Here is a 17990-nt window from a genome sequence, read left to right as displayed (position 1 = left end):
GCCCCGAGCCTAGTCGCGGCGGTAGGACTCCAGTGTGGGTCCGGGGTGCAGCACGCCGTTCACGATGGCGCGGATCGCGAACTCGCTCGCCTCACCCAGGTCGACGACGTCGCGGTGCAGCAGCCACTGCAGCTGCAACCCGTCCATCACGGCGAGGATGCCGGCGGCTGCGGCAGCGACCGTCTCGGGCTCGCTGACGCCCTCCTGCGCGCACAGCAGATGGAATGCGTCGGTCACCTCGCGGCGCAGCGTCGTGTAGCGCTCTTCGAAGTACTCGCGACCGGGATGGTTGTCGGTCACGGATTCGGAGGACAGGACCGTGTACGCCTGCACGATGCCGGGGCGCCGCTCGTTGGCGATCGCCGTGCGCACCAGGTGCAGGAAGAGCTCGGGGCCACCGGGGATGTGCTTCTCGGCGAGCTCGGCCACGTCGGCCTGGTCGCGGTAGGCGAGCACCTCGAGCAGCAGCTTCTGCTTCGAGCCGAAGTGGTGCAGCACGCCCGCGTGGGTGATGCCGACCTGCTCGGCGACATCGGCGAGAGTGCCATTGGTCGAGCCCTTGTTGCCGAAGATCTCGACGGCTGCCTTGAGGATCTGCTCCCGCTTCTCGCGGGTGGCAGGCCGGACGGACGTGTGGGCGACAGCATCCTTCGACATGGTCCATCCTCTTCTGCACAGAATCCTGCACTGGATCGTACTTGCCAACTCTACTTACCAACGAGTAACCTCGCACCAGCTTACTTTCTCGCCAGTAAGCAAAGACAGGTCGGATGCCCGAGCACCGACAGCAACACAGCACAACGACCCGTGCCCAAGGAGAAGCAATGAAGCTCAGAAAGTCCCTGATCGCTGTCGCGGCGATCTCCGCCCTCAGCATCTCGGCCCTCGCCGGCTGCGCCGCCGGCGGATCGAACGACAGCGGCTCCGGAGACGGCGCCGCTCTGACGATCGCCAAGCCAGACGGCGCGATCACCACCGAGTCGAACAACCCGTACGTCGGCGACTCGTCGGCCTCGAAGTACGGCTACGGCAAGGTCATCTTCGAGACGCTGGGCCTCGTGAACCAGACCGGTGACCGCGAGGTCACGCCCTGGCTCGCCGAGAGCATCGAGTGGAACGACGACTACACCGCGGTCACGGTCGTGCCTCGCAAGGACGTCACCTGGAGCGACGGCGAGCCGTTCACCGCCGACGACATCGTCTTCACCTACGAGCTCGTCTCGACGCCGGAGCTCGACACCGCCGGCCTCAAGTTCGAGGGCGCGACCGTCGAGGGCGACGCCGTCACGCTCACCTTCGGGGAGTCGAAGTACGTCAACCAGGCCCGCGTGCTGCACGTGCCCATCGTGCCGAAGCACATCTGGGAGAAGTTCGACGAGCCCGCGACCGACCCGGTCAAGGGCGACGACCTGGTCGGCACCGGTCCCTACGCGCTGTCGAACTGGTCGACCGAGTCGGTCACGCTCGAGGCCCGCGACGACTACTGGGGCGGCGACCTCGCCGTGCCCGAGCTGCACTACGTCTCGTACGGCGACAACACGGCACTCACCACCGCGCTCGCGCAGGGCGAGGCCGACTGGGCGCAGGCGTTCATCCCGCAGATCCAGGAGCAGTTCCTCGACGCGGACCCCGAGCACAACAAGTTCTACGTGGCCCCGACCACCGGCTCCGCGACGCTGTTCATGAACCTGCAGCAGAAGCCGTTCGACGACGTCGCGTTCCGCAAGGCGCTCGCCTGGGTGATCGACCGCGACGCCTACGTCGACATCGCCCGTGAGGGTGCCAGCGAGCCGGTCTGGTCCGTCACCGGTCTGTCCTCGATCCTCGAAGACGAGATCCAGCCCGAGTTCGAAGGCCAGGACTACTCGGTCGATGCCGAGAAGGCGCGCGGGATCCTCGAGGATGCCGGTTACACCTGGAAGGACGACGCACTGGTCGACCCCGAAGGCACGCCCGTCTCGTTCACCCTCTCGGTCCCCTCGGGATGGAGCGACTGGAACACCGCGCAGGAGCTCATCGCCGAGGACATCACCGAGGCGATCGGCGCCGAGGTCAAGATCGACATGCCCGACTGGGGCGGCTGGGCCGGTCCCCGCGACGAGGGCACCTTCTCGGCGATCATCCACTGGCTCGAGGACAGCGGCACGGCCTACGGCCTCTACACCTCGACCATGGACCCGCGCTGGATCTCGCCCGAGGGCATCGCAGGATTCAACTTCGGACGCTTCGAGGACCCGGCGGCCACCGAGGCGCTGAACACCTACGCGAACGCGTCGTCCGACGAGGAGCGCACCGCGGCGATCACCACTCTCGAGCAGATCTTCGTCGACCAGGTGCCGGCGATCCCGCTCGGAGCGCACCCGCTGCTCGGCGAGTACAACACCCGCAACTACGTGGGATGGCCGTCCGAGGACGACCCCTACGCCTCGGGTGACCCGACGCAGCAGAACATCGTGATGATCCTCACGAAGCTGAAGCCGGCCGAGTAAGCAGTCCCGGCGGCGCGTTTCGTCTCGTCGCTTTGCTCCTCGCTCAACGACCGGCATCTCCCGGTCGTTGAGCGAGCGGAGCGAGACGAAACGCGCCGCTCCCGACCGACGAAGGACAACCCATGTCAGAACCCCTGCTCAGCGTGCGCGACTTCTCGGTCGTGTACGACGTCGATCCGCCCGTCGAGGCGGTGAAGAACGTGACCCTCGAACTGCAGCGAGGCGAGATCCTCGGCCTCGCGGGAGAGAGCGGATGCGGCAAGACCACGCTCGCCTACGGGGTGCAGCGCCTGCTGCGTGCCCCCGCGGTGATCGCCGGCGGCAGCGTGACGTTCCACGATGCATCCGGCGTGGACGTCGACATCAACGCCCTCGACGTCGATGCGATGCAGAAGTTCCGGTGGGACAAGGTGTCGATGGTGTTCCAGGGGGCGATGAACGCGCTCAACCCCGTCGCCACGATCGGGTCGCAGCTCGAGGACGTCTTCGAGATCCACCGCCCCGACATGACGCGTCGGCAGCGTCGCGCCGAGGCCGAAGAGCTGCTCGAGATCGTCAAAGTGGGGCGCCAGCGCACCCGCTCGTTCCCGCACGAGCTCTCGGGCGGCATGCGCCAGCGCGTCATGATCGCCATGGCCCTCGCCCTCCGCCCGCAGCTGATGGTCATGGACGAGCCGACCACCGCGCTCGACGTGCTGGTGCAGCGAGAGATCCTCAAGCAGATCTCGCAGCTGCGCCACGAGTTCGGCTTCTCGGTGATCTTCATCACCCATGACCTCCCCCTGCTGCTCGAGATCAGCGACCGCATCGCGATCATGCGCGAGGGCGAGATCGTCGAGCTCGCGCCCGCCGAGCAGATCTGGACGAATCCGCAGAACGACTACACGAAGACGCTGCTGTCGTCGTTCCCCCGTCTCACCGGTGCGCGAGGAGTGCTGACCCGATGACCACTCTCGAGTTCTCCCACGTCACCAAGACCTATAACGTCCGCGGAGCCGGTCAGCTCAAGGCGCTCGACGACGTCAGCTTCACCCTGACCTCAGGGCAGACCATCGGTCTGGTCGGACAGTCCGGCAGCGGCAAGTCGACCATCGCCAAGATCCTCACCCAGCTCGAGACGCCCACGACCGGAGAGGTGCGCCTCGACGGCAAGCCGATCCCCCGACGCGGCAAGGGACTGCGAAGGTACCGTCAGCAGCTGCGGATGGTGTTCCAGGATCCGTTCGCCTCGCTCAATCCGTACCACTCGATCAGGTACCACATCGAGCGCCCGATCCGCCTCGACGACGTCGTGCCGAAGAAAGAGACCGAGGCCGAGGTGCGCCGACTGCTCGAGCGCGTGCGGCTCGACGCGGATGCCGTGATCGACCGCCGCCCGCACGAGCTCTCCGGCGGTCAGCGCCAGCGCGTGGCCATCGCCCGCGCGCTCGCATCCCGCCCCTCGCTGCTCGTCGCCGACGAGCCGGTGTCGATGCTCGACGTGTCGATCCGCCTCGGGGTGCTGAACCTGCTCGCCGACCTGCAGCGCGAAGAGGGTCTCGGCGTTCTGTACATCACCCACGACCTCGCCACCGCCCGCCACTTCAGCGACAAGATCATGGTGCTCAACCAGGGTCGGGTCGTCGAGTACGGCGACGCCGACGACGTCATCCTCAACCCTCAGGATCCCTATACGCGCGAACTGCGAGCGGCGTCTCCCGACCCCGACAAGCACTTCGCGACGGCCGGCTCGCACGGAGGTGCACAGTGACCACCGCATCCCCCGATCTCGGTCAGATCGACCAGGAGAGCCGCGACGCGCTCGAGGTCGGCACGACGGCGACCACCGCGCAGAAGGGTCGCACGCTCGTGCCGTGGCGGTTCTTCGCCGGGCGGGCGGGCTTCTACCTGTTCACGCTGTGGGCCGCCATCACGATCAACTTCTTCCTGCCGCGGTTCATGAAGGGCGACGCGGTCAGCTCCTACCTCGCCCGCAACCGCAACATCAGCCCGGAGGCGGCGGACTCGCTGCGCGCTCTGCTCGGCATCGACACCGACAAGTCGATGTGGCAGCAGTACCTCGACTACTGGGCGATGCTGTTCCGCGGCGACCTCGGCATCTCGACTCTGCACGGTCTGCGGCCGGTGTCGGAGGTGCTGGCATCCGCCCTCCCGTGGACGCTGGGTCTCGTCGGTCTCGCGACGATCATCTCGTTCATGCTCGGCACGGTGGGCGGCGCGATCGTCGGCTGGAAGCGCGGCAGCAGGCTCGACGCGCTCATCCCGATCACGACGTTCTTCAACACCATCCCGTACTTCTGGCTCGGGCTCATCGCGATCGCGATCTTCTCGTCGACTCTCAAGTGGTTCCCGTCGTCGCACGCCTACGACAAGGGGCAATCGCCCGAGTGGAGCTTCGACTTCATCGGTCAGGTGATCGTGCACGGCACCCTGCCGGCCGTCACGATCATCATCGCGTCGCTCGGCGGCTGGATGCTGGGCATGCGCAACATGATGCTCACGGTGCTCGACGAGGACTACATCACTGTCGCGCAGGCCAAGGGCATGCCGAACAAGCGCGTCCTGTGGGCGTACGCCGCCCGAAATGCCGTGCTGCCGCAGATCCAGAGCTTCGCGCTGTCGATCGGATTCATCGTCGGCGGGACGATCGTCATGGAGATGGTCTTCAGCTACCCGGGCGTCGGCAAGCTGCTGCTCGATGCCACCAACGCGAAGGACTTCGCCCTGATGCAGGGGGTGTTCCTGGTGATCACACTGTCGGTGCTGGTCGCCAACATCCTGGCGGACGTCGTCTACGCGTACCTCGACCCGCGCACGCGCCAGACGGAGGCCTGACATGAGCGTTCCCACTTCGACCGACACCACGGCACCCGACGGCAGCACCATCCCCACCGGGATGCCGGAGACCGCGACGTTCCGCACCGCGAGCGACGTCGCGCCGACACGCAAGACCTTCTGGTCGCAGCTGGTGCAGGCGTTCGCGATGTTCCGCAATCCCAAGTCGATCGCGGGCCTGATCATCCTCGGGGTGTTCGTGCTGATCGCGATCTTCGCGCCGCTGCTCGCGCCGTACGGAGCCACGCAGAAGGACCGCACGGCGCTCCGCCAGCCACCGTCGCTCGACCACTGGCTCGGCACCACGCACATGGGCGAGGACGTGCTGAGCCAGCTCATCTTCGGCACCCGCGGCGTCGTCGTGGTCGGCTTCCTCTCGGCGATAATCGCGACGATCATCGCGATCACGATCGGCGTCATCGCCGGTTACGTCCGTGGGTGGAAGAGCGAGTCGCTGTCGGCGCTCACGAACGTGTTCCTCGTGATCCCCGGCATCCCGCTGATCATCATCGTGGCCTCGCAGTTCGAGAATCCGCCGCTCATCGTGATCGCTGCTGTGCTCGGGCTCACGGGCTGGGCCTGGGGTGCGCGTGTCCTGCGGGCGCAGACCATGTCGCTGCGCAACCGCGACTTCATCCAAGCGGCCCGCGCCAACGGCGAACCACTGCACCGCATCATCACCGTCGAGATGCTGCCGAACCTCATGGCGCTGATCGCATCGAGCTTCGTCGGCACGGTGACTGCGGCGATCCTGGGTCTCACGACGCTCGCCTTCATCGGCGTGATCCCGGTGAGCAACCTCAACTGGGGCACGATCCTTTTCTGGGCGCAGCAGAACGGCGCGTTCCCGCGGCTGTGGTGGTGGTACGTGCCCGCAGGGCTCTGCATCGCGATCATCGGCGTCGCCCTGTCGCTCATCAACTTCGGCATCGACGAGTACGTCAACCCGAGGCTGCGATCGGCGGGTGAGCGCGCCCGCGCGATGCAGAAGAAGGGCCTCAACGTGAACGACCCGGTGACGGCGGTGCGGAGCGTACCGACGACCGACTCGGGTACCGTGCAGAGCGAGGCGACAGCGACGACGACCCATACGAAGACCGATACGAAGACACAGAACGCCGAGTGATGACCTCTCAGACCCTGACCGAATCCCTGCCGTACCTCGACCCCGAACTGCCGATCGCGGCACGCGTCGCCGACCTCCTCGATCGCATGACGGTCGAGGAGAAGGTCGGGCAGATGCTGCAGCTCGACGCCCGCGACGACCTCGATGATCACCTGCTCGGCAAGCACGTCGGATCGATCCTGCACACCTCGCCCGAGCGCATCCTCCGCGCGAACGAGCTGACCTCGCAGACGCGGCTGCGCATCCCGCTGCTCGTCGCCGAGGACTGCATCCACGGCCACTCGTTCTGGCCCGGGGCGACGATCTATCCGACGCAGCTCGGCATGGCCGCGACCTGGGATGCCGAGCTCGTCGAGAAGGTGGCGAGGGCCACCGCGGTCGAGGTCGCGGCCACCGGCATCCACTGGACCTTCTCTCCGGTGCTCTGCATCGCGCGCGACCTGCGGTGGGGCCGTATCGACGAGACGTTCGGTGAAGACCCGTTCCTGATCGGCGAACTCGCCTCGGCCATGGTGCGCGGCTATCAGGGCGACGGTCTCGACGACCCGACCGCCATTCTCGCGACCGCCAAGCACTTCGCCGGATACTCCGAGACCCAGGGCGGCCGCGATGCAAGCGAGGCCGACATCTCGCGGCGCAAGCTGCGCAGCTGGTTCCTGCCGCCGTTCGAGCGCGTGGCCCGCGAGGGATGCCGCACCTTCATGCTCGGCTACCAGACCACCGATGGCGTGCCGATCACGGTCAACGACTGGCTGCTCAGCGACGTCCTGCGCGGCGAGTGGGGCTACACCGGCACACTCATCACCGACTGGGACAACGTCGGCCGCATGGTGTGGGAGCAGCACGTGCAGCCCGACTACGCGCACGCGTCGGCCGCCGCGGTGAGCGCCGGCAACGACATGGTCATGAACACCCCCGGCTTCTTCGAGGGTGCGCTCGAGGCGGTGTCGAACGGTCTCCTCGCGGAGGACGCCTTCGACGACGCCGTCGCGCGCATCCTGACCCTGAAGTTCGAGCTCGGCCTGTTCGAGAACCCGCGACTGCCGCAGGACGAGCTGGATTCCGTGGTCGGCAGCGCCGAGCACGCCGAGCTCAACCTCGAGACGGCTCGCCGCTCGATCGTTCTGCTCGAGAACGACGGTGTGCTGCCGCTCGACGCGTCCGCAGCGCTGAAGGTCGCCGTGGTGGGTCCGCTCGCCGACGACGCCCAGACGCAGCTCGGCGACTGGGCGGGGGGCTCCGGTCAGGCCGGCTGGCTCGACGGACAGCCGCGCGAGATGATCACGACCGTGCTCGACGGCTTCGCGGGCGTCGACGGATGGACGGTCACGCACGCCCGCGGCGCCGCGATCCTCACGCTCGAAGAAGACCCTCGCGGTTCGAAGTTCCCCGACGGGCAGCCTCGGCCCTCGGTCGTCGTGCCGGCGCCGGCCGACGACGTGCTCATCGCCGAGGCTGTGGCCGCGGCTGAGGCGTCCGACGTCGTCGTCGCCGTGCTCGGAGACCGCATCGAGCTCGTCGGTGAAGGGCGATCGACCGCGACCCTCGAGCTGATCGGTGGACAGAACGCCCTGCTCGACGCGCTGATCGCGACGGGGAAGCCCGTGGTGATCGTGCTGCTCGCATCGAAGCCGCTGGTGCTTCCGGCATCCGCCTCGCAGGCCGCCGCCGTCATCTGGGCTGCCAACCCCGGCATGCAGGGTGGTCGGGCGCTCGCCGAGATCATCTCGGGTGCCGTCGAGCCGTCAGGGCGCCTGCCGATCTCTTTCGCCCGCCACGTCGGCCAGCAGCCGACCTATTACAACCAGATCCGCGGACAGCACGGCGACCGCTACGCCGATCTCACCCAGTCTCCGGCCTGGGCGTTCGGCGAGGGGCTGTCGTACTCGACGGTGTCGTACGGCGAGCTGTCACTCGCATCGACGACGCTCGGCCACGACGACACGATCGTCGCCGAGGTGACGGTCACGAACACGGGCTCGCGACCCGCACGCGAAACCGTGCAGGTCTACGTTCGCGACTCCGTCACGAGTGTCAGCTGGGCGGACAAGGAGCTCAAGACGTTCCGCCAGGTCGACGTCGCTCCGGGGGAGTCCGTGCGCGTGCGCCTCGACCTGCCCGTAGCCGACTGCTCGATCGTGGATGCCGCCGGCATCCGCCTCGTGGAGTCGGGTGCGTTCGAGCTGCTCGTGGGCTCGAGCTCGCGTGACGACGCGCTGCTGGGCGCCGCGTTCACCGTCGCCTGAACCGACTCTCGAATCGCGCCGTGATGGGCGTCGTGACGAGGGCGCTCAGGCGTCCTCGTCACGCAGGCGCTGGGGCCCCGCGCCCTGGCTGCCGAGAGCGTCGCCGGGGTTGAGCAGGCCGCAGGCCTTCATCGACAGGCACCCGCAGCCTATGCATCCGGTGAGTTCGCGCTCGAGGCGCTCGATCCCCTCGCGGCGTTTCTCGAGCTCGCGCTTCCAGCGTCTCGACGCGCGCTGCCAGTCGGCGTGGCTCGGAGTCTGGGTCAGGGGAACGTCTGCGAACGCGTGTTGCACGTCGGAGAGGGGGATGCCGAGGCGCTTCGCCACCGTGATCAGCGAGACCCGCCGCAGCATGTGACGCGCGTAACGGCGCTGATTTCCGGCGGTGCGGGTCGACGCGATGAGTCCGAGGCTCTCGTAGAAGTGCAGCGCCGAGGGCGCGACGCCGGTGCGCCTGCTCATCTCGCCGATCGTCAAGGGTTCGTCTGGGCCGTGGACGCCGCGGTCCGCGTCGGTGTCTGCGCTCATCTCACCTCCTCGATTTGACCTCAAGTGTACTTGAGGTCGTACGGTTGCAACCGTGACCCGAACGGAGACCGCCACCCTATGACCTACGTGATCGCCCTTCCCTGCGTCGATGTCAAGGACCGTGCGTGCACACCCGGACGAATGCGTCGACTGCGGCGCGTGCGAACCCGTCTGCCCCGTCGAGGCGATCTACTACGAAGACGACCTGCCCGACGAGTGGCAGGACTATTACAAGGCCAACGTCGAGTTCTTCGACGAGATGGGATCCCCCGGTGGCGCCGCCAAGCTCGGCGTCATCGAGCGCGATCATCCGATCATCACAGCCCTTCCGCCCCAGGAGGCACCCGAATGAGCAGTCAGCCGCACCCCGCAGCCCCCGTCCCCTCCGAGGTCGGTGAAGGGCTCAAAGCCGCGTTCCGCGCGCATCCGGCCGGAGTAGCGATCATCACCGCGATGACCCCTGCGGGGCCGGTCGGGCTCACGGCGTCGAGCGTCGCATCCGTCGCGGTCGACCCCGCCGCGATCGTGTTCTCGGTCACCAGGGCCACCGGCAGTGCAGGGTCGATCCTCAACGCCGAGTCGTTCGTCGTGCACCTGATCGACGACGAGCATTCGGCGCTGGCGCAGAGCTTCGCGGTGAGCGGCGCCGACCGCTTCACCCCCGAGCAGGGGTGGAGCACCCTTCCGACCGGTGAGCCGTACCTCGCCGAGGCGCGCGCCGCGATGCGCGGACACACGATGTCTACGGTCGCGGTCGGCTCATCGACCGTCGTGGTCGCCGAGATCGACGAGGTGCTGCTCGGGCGGCCGGGCCGCCCGCTCGTCTACCTCGACCGCCGATTCCACACACTCCCGCACGACCAGAACGACTGAAAGGAACACGCATGACCACTCCGTACACCCTTCCCGAGCTGCCGTACGACTACTCGGCACTCGCCCCGCACATCTCGGGCAAGATCATGGAGCTGCACCACTCGAAGCACCACCAGGCCTACGTCACCGGCGCCAACACGGCCCTCGAGCAGCTTGCTGCGGCCCGTGGCTCGGGCGACTTCGCCGCGGTGAACAAGCTCGAGAAGGACCTCGCCTTCAACCTCGGCGGACACATCAACCACTCGGTGTTCTGGGAGAACCTGTCGCCGGACGGCGGCGGCAACCCCGAAGGAGAGCTCGAGGCGGCGCTGACCGACGCGTTCGGTTCGATCGACGCCTTCCGCGCGCACTTCACCGCGACCGCGCTCGGCGTGCAGGGCTCGGGCTGGGCCGTTCTCGCCTGGGACAGCGTCGGCGCCCGCCCGGTGATCTTCCAGCTGTTCGACCAGCAGGGCAACGCCCCGCTCGGGGTGACCCCGCTGCTGCAGCTCGACGTCTGGGAGCACGCCTACTACCTCGACTACCTCAACGTGCGCGCCGACTACGTCAAGGCGTTCTGGGAGCTCGTCAACTGGTCCGACGTGCAGCGCCGGTTCCAGGCTGTGCAGGAGAAGACCGCAGGGCTCATCGTCGCCCGCTGACCCACGCGCCTCCCGCTGACCTGCTCGTCGCCTCGGGAGGAGATCACCACTCGGGAGGAGGATGCCACGGCATCCGTCCTCCCGAGGCGCAGTTCTCCTCCCGAGGCGCAGCAGGCACGGCGATCAGATGGGCGACTCGCGGGTCAGCGCAGCTGGGCGAACTTCTCGACCTCACGCGTGGGCCCGACGACCAGGATGACGTCGCCATCGCCCAGCACCGTGGTCGCCTCGGCGTTGCGCCAGTCTCCGTTCATCGCGCGGTAGGCCGCGATCGTGACTCCATAGGTCGAGCGCACCGCGCCGTCGGTGAGGGTGATGCCCTGCAGGTGCGCGGGCGCGACCGTCTTCACGACGGCGTAGCCGCGATCGATCTCGAGGTAGTCGGCCGCGGCGCCGCGTACGAGGTGCGCGACGCGACGACCCATGTCCTTCTCGGGATAGATCACGCGGTGCACACCGAGCTGCTCGAGCACGGCTCCGTGGCGTTCATCGACCGCTTTCGCCCAGATCACCGGAACCCTCATGGTCAGCAGCAGTGAGGCGGTGAGGATCGACGCCGTGATGTCGCTGCCGATCGCGACGACCACCCTGTCGAACTCCCCGATCGCCAGCTGCTCGAGCACGTCGATGCGGGTCGAATCGGCGCGCACCACCTGCGTGAGCTGACCGTTGAGCGATTGCACCAGATCTTCGTCAGCGTCGATTCCGAGCACTTCGGTGCCCGATGCCATCAGCTCGAGAGCGAGCGAGGTGCCGAACCGGCCCAGCCCGATGACCGCCACAGAGTCGGCTTCGGCGATTCGCCGGGCATCCTGCCTGAAGGAGAGAAACCTGGACACGCGGGTCCTTTCGTGGATGGTGAGCGCGGTCGATCAGCCGATCGCGGGACGCTCTTTAGGGAGATCGTAGGCGGTGGGTCTGTCTCGGAAGGCGAGGGCGGAGCCCAGCGTCAGGGGTCCGAGCCTGCCCAGGAACATGAGCGCCACGAGGATCAAGTGCGCGGCCGGCGGCAGATCCGCCGTGATCCCCGCCGACATGCCGACGGTGCCGAAGGCCGACACCACCTCGAACAGCACGCGGTCGAGATCGAAGTCAGTGATCGCCAGGATCGCGATGACCCCAGCCATGACCGCGCCGATCGCGACGATGACGACGGTGATCGCTTCGCGGTGCACGGCGCGTGACAGCCGCTTGCCGAAGATGTTCACCGCCGTGCCGCCGCGGAGCTCCGTCCACATGATGAAGAACAGCACAGCGAAAGTGGTGACCTTGATGCCGCCAGCCGTGCCGGCCGGCCCGCCGCCGATGAACATCAGCACGTCCGTTCCGAGCCAGGTCTCATCGTTCATCTGAGTGATGTCGACGGAGTTGAATCCAGCCGTGCGCGCCTGCACCGAGTGGAAGAACCCGGCGAGGATCCGGTCGCCGGGTGAGAGCGCGCCGAGTGTGCCGGGGTTGTCCCACTCGAACAGCAGCACGTACGCGGTGCCGATCACGAGCAGGGCGATCGTCGCAGACAGCACGATGCGGGTGTTCATCGTCCAGTGCAGCGGGCGGCGGAACTCCCGTCGCAGCTGTCGCAGCACCGGGAATCCGAGGCCGCCGAGAATGATCGCCGCGCAGATGGGCAAACACACCCAGGGGTCGCCGACGAAGCCCATCAGGCTGTCTGTGTAGAGGGCGAATCCCGCGTTGTTGAACGCGGAGACGGCGTGGAACACGGCATGCCATGCCGCGCGCGCGGGGTCGTAGCCATAGCCGGTGAGGAAGCGGATGAACAGGACGAGCGCCACGATCACCTCGATCACGAGGGTGGTGACGAGGATGCCGGTGGCGATGCGCTTCATGCTGCCGCCACCAGAAGACTTCGTCTCGGTGCCGGCGAGGATCCGCGATCGCACCGAGAGTCGTCGAGCGAGCACGAGGCCGACGAGCGCGGCGAAGAGCATGATGCCCAGACCGCCCAGCTGGATCAGCGCCAGGATGATGACCTTGCCGAACGGGCTCCAGAAGACCGCGGTGTCGACCACGATCAGACCTGTCACGCAGACGGCGGAGGTCGCGGTGAACAGCGCGTCGATCGGCGGCGTCCAGGTGCCGTCGCTCGACGAGATCGGCAGCATGAGCAGCAGCGTGCCGATGACGATGACCCCTCCGAAGCCCGCGGCAATCACCTGGGCGGGGGCGAGACTACGACGCCGACCGGCGGTAGGACGGAGCAGGGTCACGGATGGACACTACCGGTATCCGAGGCCTGCGCGGGAGAAACGCCCCGGCTGCGTCAGGCACGTCGCACAGCCATGTCGGATGTTCGGGTCGGTGTCTGATTTGAACGCGGTGGAGTTCCTGTCACTGCTCATGCGAGCGGATGAGCTGGACGCGGGTGCGCAGGCGAGTGGGACGCAGGGGCGTCCGTCATGATTCACCGCGATGCGCGTCTTGACCTGTAGAGGCTGAACGCAGTCCGCGTTCTCCGCGACGACGAGGAGTCGACATGAGCAAGTTCCTGGTTCTGTACCGTTCGACCGTGAGTGCTGCCGACCAGATGGCGACGGCCGACCCTGATTCGGGGGCGGCGTCGATGAAGGCTTGGATGGACTGGGCTCAGCGCGCGGGCGATGCGATCATCGATCTCGGTTCGCCCACGCAGACGGTCGACGGCGGTGAGCCCGGGTCGTTCATCGGCGGGTACTCGATCATGCACGCGAGCGATGCGGAGGCGCTGCAGGACGTGCTCGCCGATCACCCGCACCGCGGGTGGGGTGGGACGATCGAGATCCTGGAGATGCTCGAGATCCCGGGTATGTGAGACGAGAAGCGCACCATCCACCGCGATGACGAGACTGATCCGGCACTCTGACGGGCGCAGTTCTCCTCCCGAGAGGTTGCGATCAGGCGAGCAGCTCGCCCGTCAGCTCCTCGATGCGGCGGCGGATCTCATCGCGGATCGGTCGCACGGAGTCGATGCCCTGGCCGGCCGGGTCGTCGAGCTTCCAGTCCTCGTAGCGCTTGCCGGGGAAGAACGGGCAGGCGTCGCCGCATCCCATCGTGATGACGACGTCGGATGCCTGCACGGCCTCGGTCGTGAGCACCTTGGGCTGCTCGGCGGTGATGTCGATGCCGAGCTCGCCCATCGCCTCGACCGCGATCGGGTTGATCTGGTCGGCGGGCATGGAGCCGGCAGAGCGCACTTCGATGCGGTCTCCGGCGATGTCGCGGAGGAAGCCCGCAGCCATCTGCGAGCGGCCCGCATTGTGCACGCACACGAAGAGGACGGAGGGCTTGGTGGTGGTCGTCATGATGTCTCCAGGGTAAGCGAGCGCGCGGGTTCGGGCGACGTCGACGGAATCCTGCCGATCTGGAGCACGCTCGGTGCGGCGCAGCAGCTTCCGGCATCCGCTTCACCGAAGTCGCCCGATCCGCCGCAGACGCCGGTGTCGGGGAGGGCGAGCTCTTTGCGTGCTGCGGCCTCGTGATCTCCGGCCAGGTGTGCGGCGACGCTGCGCACCTGCTCGTACCCCGTCAACGCGAGGAATGTCGGCGCGCGGCCATACGACTTCGCACCGACGATGAAGAGCCCGGGCTCCGGCTGCGAGAGCTCGCGTGCGCCGGTCGCCGACACCGAGCCGCACGATTGGATGTTGGGGTCGATCTCTGCGGCGATGCCGGCGACGGCCTCGAGGGAGGTGTCGAGGTCGATGCGCAGCTCCCGCAGGATGCCGGTGTCCGGCCGGAAGCCGGTGAGCGCGAACACCTGTCCGACAGCCGCCACCTCGCGGCCGTCCTCAGCGACGATCGTCATGCCGTCGCCCCCAGCGCGGAACTCCGCGACGCGGAATCCCGTGACCAGCTCGACCACGCCCGCGTCGATGACCTTGCGTGCGCGGGAGCCCAGTGCGGCGCGCTCCGGCAGCTCGTCGCCGCTGCCGCCACCGAAGACGTTCGCGGCGCTGCCGCGGCGCAGCAGCCAGGTCACGCGGGTTCCCGGCGCCCGGCGAGCGAGCTCGCTCAGGCGCAGCACTGCATGGGTGGCGGAATGGCCCGCCCCCACGACGACGACGTGCTCGCCCGTGAGCTCCGACACGTCGTCCGGGATGCGATACGAGATGAGGTCGGATGCCGCCCGCTCGCCGACCGCGGGGAAGCCGTCGGCGCCTGCGGGATTCGGCATGCCCCACGTGCCGCTCGCATCGACGACGGCTCGGGCGAGGATGCGGGACTCGATTCCGCCGGCGTCGACGGTGTGCACGACGAACGGCGAACTCTTGCGCCCTGCGTCGACGACCTTGTCGCGCCCCTGGCGGGCGACTCCCGTGACGGTCGTCGCGTAGCGGATCCGGCCTCCCAGCGCGCCCGCGAGCGGCGCCAGGTAGTCGCTGACCCACTCCGCCCCGGTCGGGTAGCCCGACGCAGGAGCGCTCCACCCAGTCGGCTCGAGCAGGCGACGGGCGGCCGAGTCGGTCAGCTCCGGCCATGCCGAGAACAGGCGCACGTGGCCCCACTCGGAGACGGCGCTCGCAGGCTCTCGTCCCCGTTCGACGACCACGAAGTCTTCTCCGCGTTCGACCAGGTGTGCTGCTGCGGCAAGGCCCTGTGGCCCCGCACCGATCACGACGACGGGCAGTTCAGACATCGCATCTCCCTCAGATCGACAAACTTCGATATGAAGACTGTCGTTCATCTATCGATGAATGTCAATGCGTGGCAGACTGAAGCGGTGAGCCTGCCGACCACCATCGAAGCGCGCGCCTGCTGCGTGCCGCGCGTCACATCGTCGTTGACCGTCGATGACGCCGAGCGTGTCGCCCGCGTGTTCAAGGCCCTCGGCGATCCCACGCGTGTGCGCCTGCTGTCGCTCATCGCCGCCGGCGAGGGCGGGGAGGCATGCATCTGTGATCTGACCGAGCCGGTCGGCCTCTCGCAGGGCACGGTGTCGCATCACATGAAGCTTCTCGCCGACGCTGGTCTCGTGACTCGTGAGCAGCGCGGCAAGTGGGCGTACTTTGCTCTCGATCGCGACGCCATGGATGCCGCGGCTGCAGCGCTCCGGCTGAGCTAGGCCAGCGAGAGGAAGAGCTTCTCGAGCTCCGACATCGAGACCTCGCCCTGCGTGCCGTCGGTCGACTCGCCGGGTTCGGCCAGACAGTCTTTCATGGCCGTCGCGATGATCTGGAATCCGGCCCGATCGAGGGCTGAGCTCACGGCAGAGAGCTGAGTGACCACCGTGCGGCAGTCGTCCTCGCGTTCGACCGCGCTGATCACTGCGGCGAGCTGCCCCTGGGCGCGCTTGAGTCGGTTGAGGATCTTCCGCTGCACATCGGGATCTGGGGTCGTCATGGGGGCCTTCCGCTCGACTGGACAGTCTCCACTATACCCCCTAGGGTATAAAGCAAGATACCCGCCGGGGTATACGGAGGAGAGACATCATGTGCCGTTCGGTAACCTGCAGGACCTGCGGAAAGACGACCTGGGCCGGGTGCGGTCAGCACGTGGACTCCGTGCGGCGCACGGTTCCCGCCTCGCAGTGGTGCTCCGGGCACGAGAAGACAGAGAGCAAGAGTGGCTTCTTCTCGAGTCTGTTCCGGCGATGACCGTGACTGAAGCGCTGAAGGTCGTCATCGTGGGTGGGGTCGCCGGAGGGATGTCGGCCGCCACACGGCTGCGGCGGCTCGACGAGCACGCGCAGATCGTCGTGTTCGAGCGCGGACCCGAGGTCTCGTACGCCAACTGCGGTCTGCCGTACTTCGTCGGCGGAGTGATCGCCGATCGCGAATCGCTGCTGCTGCAGACGCCCGAGTCGCTGCACCGTCGGTTCCGGCTCGATGTGCGGGTGCGACACGAGGTCGTGCGCATAGACACGGCCGCGCGCGAGATCGAGGTCATCGATCTGCAGACCGGTGAGAGGGCGACCGAGACGTACGACCGGCTCATCCTTGCCGCAGGGGCCCGCCCGCGGCGTGACGAGCCGACAGGGGGCGTTCTCGTTCGCAGCCTCCGCACCGTCGAGGACGCGGTCGTGATCGACGCGGCACTCTCGCGGCCCGGGGTGCCGGTCGTCGTCGTCGGCGGCGGATACACGGGCCTGGAGGCGGTCGAGAATCTCGTCGCGCGCGACGCAGCGGTCACTCTGGTGCAGCGCGGGCGGCAGCTCCTGTCACCGCTCGACGCCGAGATGGCCGAGCCCGTGCTCGAGGCGGTGCGCGCGCGTGGCGTCGACGTGCGGCTCGGAGTCGAGGTGTCCGCCGTGGGTGACGGCGTCGTAGAGCTCGACGACGGAACCACCGTGGCTGCTGAGCTCATCGTCGACGCGTCGGGGGTGGTCCCCGAGGCCCGTCTCGCCGCGGACGCCGGCATCGCGCTCGGCGAGACGGGAGGCATCCGCGTCGATGCGTCCTGCCGCACGAGTGACCCGCATGTCTTCGCAGTCGGCGACGGGGCGGAGAAGGCGGAGCTGATCGGAGCTGACCCCGCGCTAATCACGATGGCCGGCTTGGCCAACAGGCACGGGCGCATGGTCGCCGATATCATCGCCGGTCGCAGCGAGTCGGCGCGCGGCGCTCTCGGCACGGGCATCGTGGAGGTGTTCGGGCTGGTCGTCGCGAAGACCGGATGGAGCGAGAAGCAGCTGCGTGTCGCAGGACGAGACGTCCGTGTGGTGCATGTGCACCCCGGCTCGCACGCCGGCTACTACCCGGGCGCCGATACGCTGTCGATCAAACTGCTCGCCGATCCGGCATCCGACCGTATCCTCGGCGCGCAGATCATCGGTCGCGACGGCGTCGACAAGCGCATCGACGTGATCGCCACGGCCATGCACGCGGGTCTCCCCGCCGCCGAACTCGCCCACCTCGAACTCGCGTATGCGCCGCAGTTCGGGTCGGCCAAGGACGCCGTCAACATCGTCGGATACGTGGCGGAGAACAGCAGGAACGGCACGACCCCATCGCTGCAGTGGCACGAACTCTCCGAGGCGGTGCGAGAGGGGGCTTCGCTCGTCGATGTGCGATCGTCCGGGGAGTTCGCAGCCGGGGGCATCCCGGGAGCGATCAACATCCCGCTCGATGAGCTGAGGGATCGCCTGCACGAGCTGCCGTCGGGTCCGCTCGTCGTGCACTGCCAGGTCGGTCAGCGCGGGCATGTCGCGACGAGGCTGCTCCTGCAGCGGGGATTCGAGGCGCGCAATCTGGACGGCGGATACCGCACCTGGCAAGACGGTGCGAAGGCGGAATCCCGCTGGGTGTGAGCACCGCCG

The 17990-nt window shown here is 67.8% G+C and carries 18 protein-coding genes and 1 pseudogene; 12 read left to right on the top strand and 7 right to left on the bottom strand.

Annotated features, from left to right (window positions below; genetic code table 11):
- Positions 1-9: 9 nt before the first annotated feature.
- Positions 10-657, bottom strand: a complete 648-nt coding sequence (locus tag ASF63_RS05460; RefSeq protein WP_056510500.1) for a TetR/AcrR family transcriptional regulator — start codon at positions 655-657, stop codon at positions 10-12.
- A 167-nt stretch (positions 658-824) separates the two neighbouring features.
- Between ASF63_RS05460 and ASF63_RS05455 the strand changes: the two genes are divergently transcribed.
- The 6 genes from ASF63_RS05455 (at position 825) to ASF63_RS05430 (ending at position 8696) form a co-directional block, all read left to right on the top strand.
- Positions 825-2489, top strand: a complete 1665-nt coding sequence (locus ASF63_RS05455; protein WP_056510497.1) for an ABC transporter substrate-binding protein — start codon at positions 825-827, stop codon at positions 2487-2489.
- Between the two features lie 122 nt (positions 2490-2611).
- Positions 2612-3436, top strand: coding sequence for an ABC transporter ATP-binding protein (locus ASF63_RS05450; protein WP_056510494.1), 825 nt, complete (start codon positions 2612-2614; stop codon positions 3434-3436).
- Entirely contained in the window at positions 3433-4239 is an 807-nt protein-coding gene (locus ASF63_RS05445; RefSeq protein WP_056510491.1) for an ABC transporter ATP-binding protein, read from the top strand. The genes ASF63_RS05450 and ASF63_RS05445 overlap by 4 nt, the downstream gene beginning before the upstream one ends.
- Positions 4236-5324 (top strand): ABC transporter permease, encoded by a 1089-nt coding sequence (locus tag ASF63_RS05440; protein ID WP_056510486.1) that lies wholly within the window; start codon positions 4236-4238, stop codon positions 5322-5324. The genes ASF63_RS05445 and ASF63_RS05440 overlap by 4 nt, the downstream gene beginning before the upstream one ends.
- A 1-nt stretch (position 5325) precedes the next feature.
- Positions 5326-6450 (top strand): ABC transporter permease, encoded by a 1125-nt coding sequence (locus ASF63_RS05435; RefSeq protein ID WP_235560705.1) that lies wholly within the window; start codon positions 5326-5328, stop codon positions 6448-6450.
- The gene (locus ASF63_RS05430; RefSeq protein ID WP_056510483.1) at positions 6450-8696 is read left to right on the top strand and encodes a glycoside hydrolase family 3 N-terminal domain-containing protein; all 2247 of its coding nucleotides are present in this window, start codon (positions 6450-6452) and stop codon (positions 8694-8696) included. The genes ASF63_RS05435 and ASF63_RS05430 overlap by 1 nt, the downstream gene beginning before the upstream one ends.
- 45 nt (positions 8697-8741) lie before the next feature.
- Here ASF63_RS05430 and soxR read toward each other — a convergent pair whose 3' ends face one another.
- Entirely contained in the window at positions 8742-9224 is a 483-nt protein-coding gene (gene soxR / locus ASF63_RS05425) for a redox-sensitive transcriptional activator SoxR (RefSeq protein WP_056510478.1), read from the bottom strand.
- A 78-nt stretch (positions 9225-9302) separates the two neighbouring features.
- Between soxR and ASF63_RS05420 the strand changes: the two are divergent.
- The 3 genes and pseudogenes from ASF63_RS05420 to ASF63_RS05410 all read left to right on the top strand — a co-directional run bounded on the left by ASF63_RS05420 (position 9303) and on the right by ASF63_RS05410 (position 10738).
- Positions 9303-9576, top strand: a pseudogene (locus tag ASF63_RS05420) (ferredoxin family protein).
- Entirely contained in the window at positions 9573-10097 is a 525-nt protein-coding gene (locus tag ASF63_RS05415; protein WP_056510474.1) for a flavin reductase family protein, read from the top strand. The pseudogene ASF63_RS05420 and the gene ASF63_RS05415 overlap by 4 nt, the downstream one beginning before the upstream one ends.
- Positions 10098-10108: 11 nt before the next feature.
- Positions 10109-10738, top strand: coding sequence for a superoxide dismutase (locus tag ASF63_RS05410; protein WP_056510471.1), 630 nt, complete (start codon positions 10109-10111; stop codon positions 10736-10738).
- Positions 10739-10881: 143 nt separating this feature from the next.
- Here ASF63_RS05410 and ASF63_RS05405 read toward each other — a convergent pair whose 3' ends face one another.
- Positions 10882-11577: a potassium channel family protein gene (locus ASF63_RS05405; protein ID WP_200933974.1), complete on the bottom strand. Its 696-nt coding sequence runs from the start codon at positions 11575-11577 to the stop codon at positions 10882-10884.
- Between the two features lie 33 nt (positions 11578-11610).
- Complete coding sequence (locus tag ASF63_RS05400) at positions 11611-12966, bottom strand: TrkH family potassium uptake protein (protein ID WP_157534242.1); 1356 nt, start codon at positions 12964-12966, stop codon at positions 11611-11613.
- Positions 12967-13232: 266 nt separating this feature from the next.
- Here ASF63_RS05400 and ASF63_RS05395 point away from each other — a divergent pair, with 266 nt between their 5' ends.
- Positions 13233-13547, top strand: a complete 315-nt coding sequence (locus ASF63_RS05395; protein WP_056510468.1) for a hypothetical protein — start codon at positions 13233-13235, stop codon at positions 13545-13547.
- Positions 13548-13629: 82 nt separating this feature from the next.
- Here the strand turns inward: ASF63_RS05395 and ASF63_RS05390 are convergent, their stop codons facing one another.
- The gene (locus ASF63_RS05390) at positions 13630-14037 is read right to left on the bottom strand and encodes an arsenate reductase ArsC (RefSeq protein ID WP_056510466.1); all 408 of its coding nucleotides are present in this window, start codon (positions 14035-14037) and stop codon (positions 13630-13632) included.
- A complete protein-coding gene (locus tag ASF63_RS05385; RefSeq protein WP_056510464.1) occupies positions 14034-15371 on the bottom strand; it encodes an FAD-dependent oxidoreductase in 1338 nt (445 codons plus the stop codon). Before ASF63_RS05385 ends, ASF63_RS05390 begins: the two co-directional genes overlap by 4 nt.
- 84 nt (positions 15372-15455) lie before the next feature.
- Here ASF63_RS05385 and ASF63_RS05380 point away from each other — a divergent pair, with 84 nt between their 5' ends.
- On the top strand, positions 15456-15797 hold the full coding sequence (locus ASF63_RS05380; protein WP_056512697.1) for an ArsR/SmtB family transcription factor: 342 nt from the start codon (positions 15456-15458) through the stop codon (positions 15795-15797).
- Here the strand turns inward: ASF63_RS05380 and ASF63_RS05375 are convergent.
- Positions 15794-16075, bottom strand: coding sequence for a metal-sensitive transcriptional regulator (locus ASF63_RS05375; RefSeq protein WP_056510461.1), 282 nt, complete (start codon positions 16073-16075; stop codon positions 15794-15796). The genes ASF63_RS05380 and ASF63_RS05375 overlap by 4 nt on opposite strands.
- Before the next feature lie 250 nt (positions 16076-16325).
- Between ASF63_RS05375 and ASF63_RS05370 the strand changes: the two genes are divergently transcribed.
- Positions 16326-17981: an FAD-dependent oxidoreductase gene (locus tag ASF63_RS05370; protein WP_235560704.1), complete on the top strand. Its 1656-nt coding sequence runs from the start codon at positions 16326-16328 to the stop codon at positions 17979-17981.
- Positions 17982-17990 lie beyond the last annotated feature (9 nt).

The organism is Microbacterium sp. Leaf320 (genome assembly GCF_001423485.1).
In the GTDB taxonomy this organism is placed as follows: Bacteria; Actinomycetota; Actinomycetes; order Actinomycetales; family Microbacteriaceae; genus Microbacterium.
This window is presented reverse-complemented; position numbering and strand designations above follow the sequence as displayed.